A 13418-nucleotide genomic window follows, 5' to 3' on the forward strand; every position below is an offset into this window, starting at 1 on the left:
TCCGTGCGGTGGCCGGCACGCCGTCCGCCCCGGGACGGACAACGACATAACAACAACGAAAAAAAATGGCTGTCAGATACTTTACCGACGACTGCACCTACCGACTCCCGCAAAAGCGCCTCACGGCACGATGGCTGCACGAAGTGGCCGCAGGGGAGGGCTACGCGCTGGGCGACGTCACCTATATTTTCTGCTCGGCGCAGCGGCTGCTGGAGATGAACCGCCAATACCTCGGGCACGATTACTTCACCGACGTCATCACGTTCGATTACAGCGACCGCAAAGGCGCGCGGATCGTCTCGGGCGACATCTTCATCGACGTCGAGACCGTTGCCGACAACGCCCGCCAGTACGGCGCGACGACCTTGCAGGAGATGCGCAGGGTAGTGGTCCACGGGGTGCTGCACCTCTGCGGGCAGGGCGACAAAACGCCCCGCACCAATGCACAGATGCACCGAAAGGAGGACAAATACCTGAAATTCTGGGAGGACCCTCGGCAGTGACCTCGATGAAACACGCCCGATTTATCGCAGCGACCGTCCTCGCGGCTCTCCTGCTGGCCGGATGTACGGGCCGCCGCACGGCCGGAGACGCCGCAGACAAGGCTTCCGCCGGCGACGGCACGTCCGAAACCGCCGTTTCCACGCCGGAGCCGACAGGAGAGGAGACGCCGGCAGGGGAGAGGTCTCCGCTCGCCGCATCCCGTACCTGGACCGGCAGCGACGGCAGCAGCAAACGGTGGGGACCCTTCGCGGAGAACGACACGACGTTTCTCTTCGTCCACGAGTACCTTATCGGCAGCGACACGAACCGCTATAAGGTCTTTATCCGAAAAGGTCCGCAGCCGAACGACATTCCCAATTTTGCAAGCCTTTCGCCGCAGAACGAGTCGGCATGGAAGGATTTCACCGACCTGCTGCACACGCTCAAGAAACGCCGTCCCGGGCCGCTTGCACACCATGCGGCGCTGGCCGGACTTCCGCACAGCTGGACGCCGGTCCGCTCTTTCCGGGGGAGCTACTACGTAAACTGTTTCAATCCCTATCCGGTGTGGATTTCGGATTCGCTTTTCGTCCGTCAGACAATGGACGGCCCGCGGCCCTCACGCATCAGTGCGGCGGAACGCATCGCCCCGACGCATTACCGCCTCCGGACAACGGCCGGAGACGCCGGCATCGACCGGGTCGACATATACCTTGTGGACACCGTGTGCAGGATGGCTGTGTTCGCCTTCAGCAATGACCGGAAAACAGAACGGTTTCAGTCGCTTTATGTTCCCTTTGAAACGGGACTTGAGATGGATATGATCGACTTTCACTCGCTGGAACTGCCCGACGAGAGCGAGGTGGAGTGGGACGAAACCGACTTCGAAGCGTTGATTTCCGGAGCCGTACCACTCCGGGAGACAGATCCGAAAACAGACAAAACGAATAACGAATGACACTCGATTACGACATTATCGTCATCGGCGGAGGACACGCCGGATGCGAAGCCGCCTCGGCCGCCGCACGGCTCGGCTCGCGCACGCTGCTGCTCACGATGGACATGGCCAAACTGGCTGCCATGTCGTGCAACCCGGCAGTCGGAGGAGTAGCCAAAGGTCAGATTGTCAGAGAGATAGACGCATTAGGCGGCCAAATGGGCCGTATCACCGACCTCACGACCATTCAGTTCCGGATGCTCAACCGGTCGAAGGGTGCGGCAATGTGGAGCCCCCGGGCGCAATGCGACAAAACCCGTTTTTCGGAGGAGTGGCGTCGCACGCTCGAAAACACCTGGAACCTCTATATCTGGCAGGACGCCGCGACCGAACTGCTGTTCGCCCCGGCTCCGGAAACAAACGCGGCGCCGTCGGACAATCTGCCCGACGAAACCACAACGTCGTTCAATTCCGCGCCCGGCACGATTTCTTCGGCAGCCGAATCGGATGCAGATTCAGATCCGACACTCCGAAATGCACCGTCGGCCGCCGGAAAACTCGCCATCCGGGGCGTTCGGACCCGCATGGGCGTCGAATTTTCCTGCCGGAAAGTCATACTCACCTCCGGCACATTCCTCGGAGGAGTGATGCACTGCGGAGCCTCGCACGCCGAGGGCGGCAGGGCGGGGGACGCCGCTTCGCACGGCATTACGGAGAGTCTCCGGGCCATCGGTTTCGAGACCGGACGCATGAAGACCGGAACCCCGGCGCGCCTCGACGCCCGGACCATCGATTTCGAAATCCTCGAACCGCAATACGGCGACGAAAACCCCGCCAAATTCTCCTTTTCACCCGAAACGCAACCGGTTAAAGAGCAGCTTCCCTGCTTTCTGGTCTACACTTCGAAAGAGGTTCACGACATCCTCCGCACCGGATTCGACCGGTCGCCGCTGTTCAACGGCACGATCTGCGGCATCGGTCCGCGCTACTGCCCGTCGATCGAGGACAAACTCCGCACCTTTGCCGACAAAGACCAGCACCAGCTCTTCCTGGAACCCGAAGGCAGTTCGACCAATGAATATTACCTGAACGGCTTTTCGTCGTCTCTGCCCTGGGAAATTCAATGGAAAGCCCTGCACAAAATCCGCGGATTCGAGGATCTGCACATTTTCCGGCCCGGATACGCCATCGAATACGACTATTTTCCGCCTACACAGTTGCACCATTCACTCGAAACGAAACTGGTTTCGGGTCTTTACTTCGCCGGGCAGGTCAACGGTACGACAGGATATGAGGAAGCGGCGGCGCAGGGCCTGATAGCGGGCATCAATGCCCACCGGGCAATGAAAGGGGAGAGTCCGGTCGTTCTGAAACGCGACGAAGCCTATATCGGCGTACTGATCGACGACCTGGTGACCAAAGGCGTCGACGAACCCTATCGCATGTTCACCTCCCGGGCCGAATATCGCATTCTGCTCCGACAGGACAACGCCGACATCCGTTTGACTCCGCTGGGATACAAAATAGGTCTGATTTCGCAAAAACAATACGATCATTTCACCAAAAAAAACACACTCGTAGAATCGCTTATTTCATTCGCCCGCGAACAGAGTGTCAAAGCAGCCGAAATTAACGACTATTTAAAATCGGTCGATTCAGAGCCTTTATCGCAGGGAAGAAAGCTTTACGACATTCTGATGCGCAATAACGTCACATTCGATTCGCTGCAAAACGCACTGCCCAAACTGCGGAAATTCATCGCGGCAAACGAAATAACTCCCGAAGCGATCGAAGAGGCGGAAATCCAAATCAAGTATAAAGGATATATCGAACGCGAAAAATTCATCGCAGAGAAATTGCGACGCCTCGAAAACATCCGAATTCCGGAAAATTTCGATTTTCATTCAATGAATGCTCTGACCATCGAGGCCCGGCAGAAACTCTCGCGCATCCGACCCGAAACGATTGGTCAGGCATCACGGATTCCCGGAGTTTCACCTGCCGACGTCAATGTATTGCTTGTAAAATTCGGGCGATAGGGTATAATGTTCCACGTGGAACAAGCGCAAGAAAAACACACCGGATACCCACACAAAACAACTAATATTAAAAAGCCACTCCTTCGGGAGTGGCTTTTTAATATCAATATTTCGCTATTTTACAACACAACCGTACACCAGTCGTATTTATCCTCCGCACGACCATACTGAATATCCTGCAAGCGCGTATAGAGTTCCATGCAGTTCTTTCCTACCTCGTCGCCATAATCATACGATTTTTCGGTCTGCATATCGTAAATATATCCGATAGGGGAGATAACCGCTGCCGTTCCGCAGGCGCCGCACTCCTCGAAAGATTCCAACTCCTCGACCGGAATATGACGCTCCTCAACAACCAAACCCATATCGCGTGCAATCTGACGAAGGCTCATGTTGGTAATCGACGGCAAAACCGAAGGCGACTTCGGCGTGATATACTTACCATCCTTGATACCGAAGAAATTGGCAGCTCCGCACTCTTCAATGTATTTATGCTCGGCAGCATCGAGGTACATGATATTCGAATAACCCATTTCATGTCCCTTTTCACCCGACAACAGGCTGGCCGCATAGTTGCCTCCGACCTTCACATCGCCTGTTCCACGTGGAGCAGCGCGGTCCTGCTCCCGGTCGATAGCAACCCGAATCGGTTTGATTCCCGATTTAAAATAGGCTCCGACGGGCGAACAGTAGACGATCAGCAGGGCTTCCCTGGCCGGTTTCACGCCCAATCCGACCGTCGTTCCGAACATCACCGGACGCAGATAGAGCGAAGCTCCCGTACCGTAGGGAGGAACGAAACGCTCGTTGCGCTTGACGACCTCGATGCAGGCATCGACGATCATTTCAATCGAAGGAACCGGCAAGCACAAGCGTTTCGCCGAGGACTGGAGACGCCGCGCATTGTCGGCAACGCGGAAAAGACGCACTTTCCCGTCTACACCGCGGAAGGCCTTGAGACCCTCGAAAAGTTCGATGCCGTAGTGCAGGCATGAAGCCGACATATGCATCTGGATATATTCGTCATCGGTAACCACCATATCGCTCCATTTCCCGTCGGCAAAGGAGTAGCGAACATTGTAATCGGTTTTGCGATAGTCGAAGCCCAAAGCGCTCCAATCTGTATTTTCCATATCCTATGTTTTTAAAAGATTTATCGAAAATTAGCTATATCAACGATCAACCCACAACAGCCCCGTTGTGGGTCGCCTCGCCGGGTTGCAGCAGGCGCAGTTTTCCGGAAGCATCCTCCGCCATCAGAATCATACCGTTCGAAAGAATACCCTTCAGTTCGCGCGGAGCGAGATTCACCAGGACGAGCACCTGCTGTCCGACCAACTCTTCGGGCGTGAAATGTTCGGCGATTCCCGAAACTATCTCGCGTTTGTCGATACCCGTATCAATCGTCAGTTTCAGCAATTTCTTCGTTTTGGCGACTTTTTCGGCCGCCAGAATCGTCGAAACGCGAATATCCATTTTCTGAAAATCATCGAATTGAATCGTATCTTTTTGAGGTTCAACATTTTGAGCAACTTCAGCGGCTTCATTGGCTGCTTTGGTCGCCGCAAGTTTATCCAGCTGACGCTGAATCACGTCGTCCTCGATCTTTTCGAACAGCAGAGCAGGTTCCCCGATGGCGTGTCCCGCCGGAATCAGGTCCATTGCACCGAGGCGTTCCCAGCCGAATTTACCGACAGCCAGCATCCGGAGGATCTTCTCCGCAGAGAAGGGCATGAACGGCTCGATGGCGATGGCCGTGTTGGCCGTGATCTGCAAAGCGATGTTGAGAATCGTCTCCACACGCGCCGGATCGGTCTTCACGACCTTCCACGGTTCGGTGTCGGCCAGGTATTTGTTGCCGATGCGCGCGATGTTCATGGCATCCTTCAGCGCCTCGCGGAAACGGTAATTTTCGATATTTCCTTCGAGCGAAGCCTTTACGGCGGCAACCTCCGCGATCGACTGACGATCGTAATCGGTCAGTTCACCGCAGGCCGGAACCTTGCCGCCGTAGTATTTCTGGGTCAGCACCAGCGCCCGGTTGACGAAATTTCCCAGCACAGCCACCAGTTCGTTGTTGTTGCGGGCCTGGAAATCCTTCCACGTGAAGTCGTTGTCCTTTGTCTCCGGAGCATTGGCGCAGAGCACATAGCGCAGGACATCCTCCTTGCCGGGGAACTCCTCGAGGTACTCGTGCAGCCATACGGCCCAGTTGCGCGAGGTCGAAATCTTGTCGCCTTCGAGGTTCAGGAACTCGTTGGCCGGCACGTTTTCGGGCAGGATATAGTCGCCGTGGGCCTTGAGCATCGACGGGAAGACAATGCAGTGGAAGACGATGTTATCCTTGCCGATAAAGTGGACCATCTTGGTGTCCTCCGACTTCCAATAACGTTCCCAATCGGGCGTAAGGTCCTTTGTAGCAGATATATAACCGATAGGAGCGTCGAACCACACATAGAGCACCTTGCCCTCGGCCCCCTCGACGGGAACCGGGATGCCCCAGTCGAGGTCGCGGCTCACGGCACGCGGCTGAAGACCTCCGTCGAGCCAGCTCTTGCACTGCCCGTAGACGTTCGTTTTCCACTCCTTGTGCCCGTCCAGAATCCATTCGCGGAGGAATTCCTCGTAACGGTCCAGCGGCAGGTACCAGTGTTTCGTCTCCCGCTTCACGGGTACGGAACCCGACACGGCGCTGTGCGGGTCGATCAGTTCGTCGGGCGAAAGGGTAGAGCCGCACTTCTCGCACTGGTCGCCGTAAGCGCGGTCGTTGCCGCACTTGGGACAGGTCCCCACGATATACCGGTCGGCCAGGAAGGTCTGCGCCTCCTCGTCGTAATACTGCATTGATGTCTTTTCGATGAACTTGCCTTCGTCGTAAAGTTTCCGGAAAAAGGCCGACGCCGTCTCGGCGTGGGTCTTGGACGAGGTCCTCGAATAGATGTCGAACGACATGCCCAGCCCCTCGAACGATTTTTTGATCAGCGCGTGGTAACGGTCCACGATCTGCTGGGGCGTCACGCCCTCCTTGCGGGCCTTGATCGTGATGGGTACGCCGTGTTCGTCCGATCCGCAGACCGAAATCACGTCGCGCCCCCGAAGCCGCAGGTAACGCGTATAAATGTCCGAAGGTATGTAAACTCCAGCCAGATGGCCGATATGTACCGGACCGTTCGCATAAGGGAGCGCCGATGTCACGAGGTAGCGTTTGAACTCTTTTGCCATAAATGTAAAATAGATACAGTATTACTAATTTCTGTCAAAATTACTAATTTTTAAGAGAATCGGGAACGAAAAGCACATATTTTGTGAAAGGTTTAAAGAAAAGAAGGCGCACCCGCCGGGCACGCCTTCTCGATCTCACCGGAAAATCCGGCCTTTATTCGAACTGCAATTCGTCGAGCAGCCATCCGGCTCCGGCGAATTTGTCGATGACAAACAGCACGTAACGCACGTCCACGGCAATCGTCCGCTGCAATTCGGGTTCGAACGCCACATCGCCCGACATGGCCTCCCAGTTGCCGTCGAAAGCCAGACCTATCAGTGCCCCTTTGGCGTTCATGACCGGGGAACCGGAGTTGCCGCCCGTGATGTCGCAGTCGGCCAGGAACGCCACGGGAAGCTCTCCCCGTTCGTTGGCGTAACGGCCGAAATCCTTCGCCGCATACAACTCCTTGAGGCGGGCGGGAACGGTGAACTCCGTTGGATTCTGCGGATTCTCCTTCTCCATCACGCCCTTGAGCGTCGTATAGTAGTTATAGTGAATGCCGTCTGCCGGATCGTAGGGCAGCACGCGCCCATAGGTCAGACGGAGTGTGAAATTGGCGTCCGAAGCCCAGGCCTTGTTCGGCTGCATGCGCATCAGCCCCGCAATGTAGAGCCGCTGTCCGTCGGCGAATTTCCGCTTCCCGGCCAGCTGCGCCGCCGCCAGTTCCCGCATTTTCGCCGTATAGGATTTGTTCAGCAGCACGGCGGGATCGTTCGAAACGTCCGTTCCGGCGGCGGCCGCAGCCAGCGCCTTCCGCTCGTCGGCGAACACCGAATTGTCGTAGAGATAATCCACATAGGCGTCCGTATCGCCGCCGAACCGCTTGCCGATCACCTCGGCGAACACCGAAGGCAGCTCCTTGCAGTTCTCCCCGACGATCCGGAACATCCGCTTCGCCACGCGCCGGTCGGTCGGCATGTTGTAGTCCTTGTAGAACGCTTTCAGCGCCTCGGTCAGCTCCCCGCCCTTCTTCGAAACGGCCAGGCGCGCCGGTGCGAGAATCTCCACCGAACGGCCTATCGCCTCGCTCAAGTACTGGCTCGAAGCGAAATAGGGGGCCGTCTCCTCCACCGATTCGCGGATCAGGTTCAGAGCGTTCGAATAACCTTCCGTAGGCAGCGTGTTCTTCGCCGCCCAGGCGGTGAAAGCCGCCTCCTGCTCCTGCTTGCGGCCCTTCACGTCGAGCCGGCGGATACCGCGCGACTTGCCGATCGAGTTCTTCCAGTAGTTCGACGACTGGGCGTACTTCGAAGCGTACTGAATGCGGACCTTGGCGCTGGCGGCCATGTCCTCCTTCAGAATGGCCTGCCGCTCGCCGCGGATGAAGATGCGCTGCGGGTTTTCCACTTCGAGCAGACGGTCGATCTCGTAGGAGGTCATGTAACGCTGCGTCGACCCCGGGAAACCCATGATCATCGCGAAATCCCCCTCGTCGTAACCGCCGAGCGAAATCTTCAGGAACTTTTCAGCCTTGTAAGGGCGGTTTTCGGGCGAATAATCCGCCGGCCTGTTGTCCGGTCCGGCATAGACGCGAAAGACCGAGAAATCGCCCGTATGACGCGGCCACATCCAATTGTCGGTGTCGCCGCCGAACTTGCCGATCGACGTGGGAGGCGCACCGACCAGGCGGACGTCCCTGAAGACCTCGATCACGAAGGCGAAATACTGGTTGCCCCCGAAAAAGGACTTGATCTCGACATCCATACCGGGATTCTCCCCGGCGAGGCGTTCCGAAACGGCCTTCACCTGTCCGGCGACCAGCTCTTCCCGCTCCCCGCCCCCGGCGATGTCGGGCACGGCGCCCAGCACGTCCGGCGTCACATCGACGATCCGGCGGATAAAGCGCACCTTGAGTCCCGGAGCCGGCAGCTCTTCGGCGCGCGACATGGCCCAGAAACCGTTCTTGAGGTAGTCGTGCTCCACGGACGAAAGCGACTGGATCGACCCGTAACCGCAGTGGTGATTGGTGAACAGCAGTCCGTCGGGCGAAACGATCTCACCCGTGCATCCGCCGCCGAAAATGACGATGGCGTCCTTGAGCGAAGAGTTGTTCATGCTGTAAATCTCCTCGGCCGAGAGTTTGCATCCGCGGGCCTTCATGTCCTTGCTGTTCATTTTCTGGAGATAGGGCAGCATCCACATGCCCTCGTCCGCCGCCGCCGAGAGCGTGACGCACGCTGCGGCGAGCAGTAAAAAGATTTTCTTCATAAAGTGCATTAAAGATTAATCGTATGTAATCGCTTCAGATTATTTGACATTGATCATATTCAGAATGGACCGCTCCGCCGCCCGGCGCACCTCGTCGTCGAGCACGATCTCGGGCGATTCGTTCTCGAGGCACGCGCAGATGTTCTCCAGCGTCACCATCTTCATATACTTGCAGTTGTTGCATCCGCACGTCTCGTCGTCGGGAGGCGCCGGGATGAACTCTTTTTCCGGATAACGCCTCTTCATCTCGGCGAGGATTCCCGCCTCGGTCACCACGATGAACTCCTGCGCGTCGCTCCGGCCGCAATATTCGAGTATCCCCGCCGTGGAACCCACATAGTCGGCCACTTCGACGATATAGGCCCGGCACTCGGGGTGCACGACGACCTTCGCCGCCGGATGCTCCCGTTTGAGCGTCAGCAGTTTTTCGAGCGAAAACTCCTCGTGGACGTGGCACGCTCCGTCCCACAGCACCATGTTCCGACGCCCGGTGAGCTTCTGGATATAGGAACCCAGATTACGGTCGGGAGCGAAAATCACGGGCTGGTCGGCGGGAATCGACTCCACTACCTTCAGCGCGTTGGACGACGTGCAGCAAATGTCGGTCAGCGCCTTCACGCCGACCGTGGTGTTCACATAGGAGACGACCGTGTGACCGGGGTATTTTGCCTTGAAAGCCGCGAATTCCCCGGCGTCGCACGACTCGGCCAGCGAGCACCCCGCCTCGGGACAGGGGATCAGCACCTTCTTTTCGGGGCAGAGGACCTTGGCGGTCTCGGCCATGAAGTGCACTCCGGCGAAGAGGATGATGTCGGCGTCGACCGACTGCGCCCGGACGGAGAGGGCGAGCGAGTCGCCCAGAAAATCGGCGACGGCCTGCACCTCGGGCGTCGTATAGTAGTGCGCCAGGATCACGGCGTTTTTCTCGCGCTTGAGATCCCCGATGCGGCGGCTGAGCTCGGAGGAGTTTTCCACGTTCATTTTTTATTTTTATTCCTTTAATTAATTTAAATAATAAAAAGAAGAATAGATATAATAGCTGTTGATACTGTTGACAAGTGGAAGTGTTATTTTCCAATCAACACTTTTTATTTTTATTGTTTCTTATTTTAAATTTTAATTGATTCAAAATCAAAAGAATATAAAAACAATCGACAATTGTTGAAACAGTTTGTCGACATATCGACAGCCTTTTGTTTTAAACATTCTCTTCCGGTTTCATCCCTTTTCCGGGTATGACAACTTCTTAAAACTATTTTTGGTTTCGGCGAAAAGATTTTTATACCCGTTCTCTTTTTCGAAAAGCAAATTTTTCAGCTTCGACTTTTCATTCTTTTTCATCGGTTATCAACGCGGTTTTCGACAAGTTGTCAACCGTTTTTCATCACTTTGCCGACAATCTTTTCGGCGATCCCGCGGTAGTGTTCCTCGACGCGGGAATCAATTCCCGCTGCCGGCGTCCCTGCGTCTGCTCCGTCCATAATCGACTGGATGATAGGTATTTCTCCCAGGAACTCCACCCCGCTTTTTTCGGCGTATGCGCGTGCCCCGCCGCGGCCGAAGATGTAGTAGCGGTTTTCGGGCAGTTCGGCGGGCGTGAACCACGCCATGTTCTCGACGATGCCCGCCACGGGGATGTTGACGTTTTCGTTGCGGAACATCTCCACGCCGCGCACGACGTCGGCCACGGCGATCTGCTGCGGCGTCGAGACAATCACCGCGGCGTCGATTTTCAGTTCGCCGATGATCGACAGATGCACGTCGCCCGTGCCGGGAGGGAGGTCCGTGAGCAGGAAGTCCAGCGTCCCCCACCGGGTCTGGTGAATCATCTGTTTGAGGGCGCTGACAGCCATTGCGCCGCGCCACAGCAGCGCGTCGGTGGGTTTGATGAAGAAGCCGATCGACATGAGCTTTACGTCCATTGATTCGGCCGGGACGATGTGGTCCACCCCGTCCTCGGCGACGGCTTCGGGCATGTACCCTTCCACGCCGAACATTTTGGGCTGCGACGGTCCGTAGATGTCCGCATCGAGGACGCCGACGCGGAAACCCATGTTCCGCAGGGCGATGGCCAGGTTGGCCGTGACGGTGGACTTGCCTACCCCACCCTTGCCCGAGGCGACGGCGATTACCCTGGCGATGCCGCCCGTGGTGGTCTTCAATTTGGGTTCGGGACGCGGAGCCGCCCCGCCCTCCTTGATCACGACGAGCACCTCCGCGCCCGGAAACGCCTCGCGCAAAAGCGATTCGGCCTGGTTCTTGATCTTCACGGCGAACGGGTCGCGGGCCTTGGCGAAGCGCAGCACGACGGTGACTTTGCCTTCGGCGGACGCCGTATGTTCGATGAATCCGCTCGAAACGATGTCCTGTCCGGTTTCCGGGTGGACGACCGATGCGAGCAGGCGTTTGATTTTTTCTTCCATTGTCGTATTCAGTTTCTTTTCGGCAAAAATATGAAAAAGCGGAACGGGCTTAAAACCGAATCGCATGGGGTTCGGTAAAACGCTCCGGCAGATAAAAGTGTCGTTACGCCACCAAAGATAACGTATATTTTGGAGAATATATATAGTATGTCTAATTATTTTATCGAAAAACGATAAATTTTATTTGTTTTTCGTATAAAATCGCTATATTTGCGACAACATACGGAAGAAGACAACAACAAAATAGAACGAACTATGAATTTTATCAAGACTTTTCTGGCAGGGCTTCTCGCGGTCGTCGTGGGGACGTTCCTGGTGTTTTTCCTGTGGATTTTCATTTTGCTGGGCATTGCCGGCTCGATGGAGAAGAGTGTGGCGGTGCATCCCGAGTCGATCCTGAAGATCGACTTCTCGGAGGTGCTGACCGACGCCCCGTCGTCCGATCCGCTGGCGGGTCTCGACCTGATGACGCTCCAGACCCAGCGGCAGCTTCCGCTCCTGAAGGCGCTCCGCGCCCTCGAAGCCGCGCGTGACGACGACCGCATCAAGGGCATCTACCTGCGGATGAACGGCACGGGGGGCGTAACCGGTTCGGCGATCCTGGAGGAGCTGCGCGAGGCGCTCGTGGAGTTCAAGCAGAGCGGCAAATTCATCGTCGCCTACAACGAAACCTATTCGCAGGGCGGCTATTACCTGGCTTCGGTCGCCGACAAGATCTACATGCAGCCCGAGGGCATGATGGAGTGGGCCGGACTGTCGATGAACCTGATGTTCTACAAGGGGCTGCTGGACAAACTCGACCTCAAGGCCGAAGTGTTCCGCCCCACGGCCTGCAAATACAAGAGCGCCGTCGAACCTTATATCTATGACAAGATGTCCGACGCCAACCGCGAACAGATGCAGCAGCTTGTCAGCTCGATGTGGGGCGTCATCGCCGAAAGCGTCGCCGAGGCGCGCGGCATCGAACTGAAGACGCTGAACGAAATGGCCGACAGACTGGAGGTGGCGCTTCCCGACGAGGCGCTTGAAAAAGGGCTTGTCGACAGTCTGATCTACGAGGACCAGATGGAGGATGTCTTTGCCGAACTGGGCGTTTCCGACGATTACGACTTTGTTACGCTGGGCGACTACGCCGCGCAGGTGGGCGCCGACCTGAAAAACATCTCCGCCGACCAGGTGGCCGTCGTCTATGCCGACGGTCAGATCGTCGACGGCGAGGGGTACGGCAAGGAGATTTACGGCAATACGCTGGCTGCGAAGATCGCCGGCGTGCGCGACAACGAGAAGGTGAAGGCCGTCGTGCTGCGCGTCAACTCCCCCGGCGGAAGCGCGCTGGCATCGGACGTCATCTGGCGCGAGATCGAACTGCTGCGTGCCGAGAAACCCGTCATCGTGTCGATGGGCTCCTATGCAGCCAGCGGCGGTTATTACATCTCCTGCCCTGCCGATGCGATCGTGGCCGACAAGATGACCCTCACGGGTTCGATTGGCGTGTTCGGCATGTTCCTCGATACGCGCGACGCCCTGAAAAACAAACTGGGCATCACCGTCGACGGCGTGAAGAGCAACGCTTCGGCCGATTTCGCGGCCACGTCGCCGCTGACGCCCTTGCAGCGGGCGATGATCATGCGCGGTGTCGACCGGGTTTACACCACCTTCACCAACCATGTGGCCGAGGGGCGCAATCTTCCGATCGGGAAGGTGCTCGACATCGCCGGCGGCCGTGTCTGGTTGGGTAAGGATGCGCTGGAAGTCGGCCTGATCGACACCTACGGCGGATTGAAAACGGCCATTGCGCTGGCCGTAGACAAGGCGGAACTGGGCGACGGCTACCGGGTCGTCGAAGTGAAGGAGGAGCCGACGGGTTTCGCTGCGATCATCGCGTCGCTGAACGTGAGCGTCCGCGAGGCTTTCGCCCGTTCGGAACTGGGACTGATGATGAAGGAGTACAACACCGTGCGCGAGGCCCTGAACCAGCAGGGCGTCCTGATGTACTCGCCCTGGAAGGTCGAAGTGCGTTGATCCGCACGTATCGTGAAAAAGAGGCGTCTCCGGATGAAGGG

9 protein-coding genes are annotated in these 13418 nt (G+C 57.0%); 4 read left to right on the forward strand and 5 right to left on the reverse strand.

The window, feature by feature from the left end:
- Window positions 1–65: 65 nt before the first annotated feature.
- From ybeY to mnmG, 3 genes are read left to right on the forward strand one after another with little or no spacing between them, the layout of a single operon-like run.
- A complete protein-coding gene (ybeY, locus tag DWW03_RS04390) occupies window positions 66–503 on the forward strand; it encodes an rRNA maturation RNase YbeY (RefSeq protein WP_022062156.1) in 438 nt (145 codons plus the stop codon).
- Between the two features lie 5 nt (window positions 504–508).
- Window positions 509–1441, forward strand: coding sequence for a hypothetical protein (locus DWW03_RS04395; RefSeq protein WP_118406378.1), 933 nt, complete (start codon window positions 509–511; stop codon window positions 1439–1441).
- Window positions 1438–3459 (forward strand): tRNA uridine-5-carboxymethylaminomethyl(34) synthesis enzyme MnmG, encoded by a 2022-nt coding sequence (mnmG, locus tag DWW03_RS04400; RefSeq protein ID WP_118406379.1) that lies wholly within the window; start codon window positions 1438–1440, stop codon window positions 3457–3459. Before DWW03_RS04395 ends, mnmG begins: the two co-directional genes overlap by 4 nt.
- 119 nt (window positions 3460–3578) lie before the next feature.
- Here the strand turns inward: mnmG and DWW03_RS04405 are convergent, their stop codons facing one another.
- From DWW03_RS04405 to DWW03_RS04425, 5 genes are all read right to left on the reverse strand, one after another.
- Window positions 3579–4592, reverse strand: coding sequence for a branched-chain amino acid aminotransferase (locus DWW03_RS04405; protein WP_044054252.1), 1014 nt, complete (start codon window positions 4590–4592; stop codon window positions 3579–3581).
- A gap of 46 nt (window positions 4593–4638) precedes the next feature.
- Window positions 4639–6681: a methionine--tRNA ligase gene (gene metG / locus DWW03_RS04410; protein ID WP_118406380.1), complete on the reverse strand. Its 2043-nt coding sequence runs from the start codon at window positions 6679–6681 to the stop codon at window positions 4639–4641.
- A gap of 154 nt (window positions 6682–6835) precedes the next feature.
- Window positions 6836–8932: a S46 family peptidase gene (locus DWW03_RS04415; RefSeq protein ID WP_118406425.1), complete on the reverse strand. Its 2097-nt coding sequence runs from the start codon at window positions 8930–8932 to the stop codon at window positions 6836–6838.
- A 39-nt stretch (window positions 8933–8971) separates the two neighbouring features.
- On the reverse strand, window positions 8972–9913 hold the full coding sequence (nadA, locus tag DWW03_RS04420; RefSeq protein ID WP_022062162.1) for a quinolinate synthase NadA: 942 nt from the start codon (window positions 9911–9913) through the stop codon (window positions 8972–8974).
- Between the two features lie 389 nt (window positions 9914–10302).
- Complete coding sequence (locus tag DWW03_RS04425; protein ID WP_022062164.1) at window positions 10303–11355, reverse strand: Mrp/NBP35 family ATP-binding protein; 1053 nt, start codon at window positions 11353–11355, stop codon at window positions 10303–10305.
- 255 nt (window positions 11356–11610) lie between these two features.
- Here DWW03_RS04425 and sppA point away from each other — a divergent pair, with 255 nt between their 5' ends.
- Window positions 11611–13377: a signal peptide peptidase SppA gene (gene sppA, locus DWW03_RS04430; protein ID WP_015546903.1), complete on the forward strand. Its 1767-nt coding sequence runs from the start codon at window positions 11611–11613 to the stop codon at window positions 13375–13377.
- Window positions 13378–13418: the final 41 nt, after the last annotated feature.

The organism is Alistipes sp. AF14-19 (genome assembly GCF_003461645.1).
In the GTDB taxonomy this organism is placed as follows: Bacteria; Bacteroidota; Bacteroidia; order Bacteroidales; family Rikenellaceae; genus Alistipes; species Alistipes shahii.

What these genes read in the sequence shown, in the direction of transcription:
- ybeY (WP_022062156.1), top strand. Translation starts at nt 66, where the DNA reads ATGGCTGTCAGATACTTTACCGACGACTGCACCTACCGACTCCCGCAA.
- DWW03_RS04395 (WP_118406378.1), top strand. Translation starts at nt 509, where the DNA reads ATGAAACACGCCCGATTTATCGCAGCGACCGTCCTCGCGGCTCTCCTG.
- mnmG (WP_118406379.1), top strand. Translation starts at nt 1,438, where the DNA reads ATGACACTCGATTACGACATTATCGTCATCGGCGGAGGACACGCCGGA.
- DWW03_RS04405 (WP_044054252.1), bottom strand. Translation starts at nt 4,592, where the DNA reads ATGGAAAATACAGATTGGAGCGCTTTGGGCTTCGACTATCGCAAAACC.
- metG (WP_118406380.1), bottom strand. Translation starts at nt 6,681, where the DNA reads ATGGCAAAAGAGTTCAAACGCTACCTCGTGACATCGGCGCTCCCTTAT.
- DWW03_RS04415 (WP_118406425.1), bottom strand. Translation starts at nt 8,932, where the DNA reads ATGAAGAAAATCTTTTTACTGCTCGCCGCAGCGTGCGTCACGCTCTCG.
- nadA (WP_022062162.1), bottom strand. Translation starts at nt 9,913, where the DNA reads ATGAACGTGGAAAACTCCTCCGAGCTCAGCCGCCGCATCGGGGATCTC.
- DWW03_RS04425 (WP_022062164.1), bottom strand. Translation starts at nt 11,355, where the DNA reads ATGGAAGAAAAAATCAAACGCCTGCTCGCATCGGTCGTCCACCCGGAA.
- sppA (WP_015546903.1), top strand. Translation starts at nt 11,611, where the DNA reads ATGAATTTTATCAAGACTTTTCTGGCAGGGCTTCTCGCGGTCGTCGTG.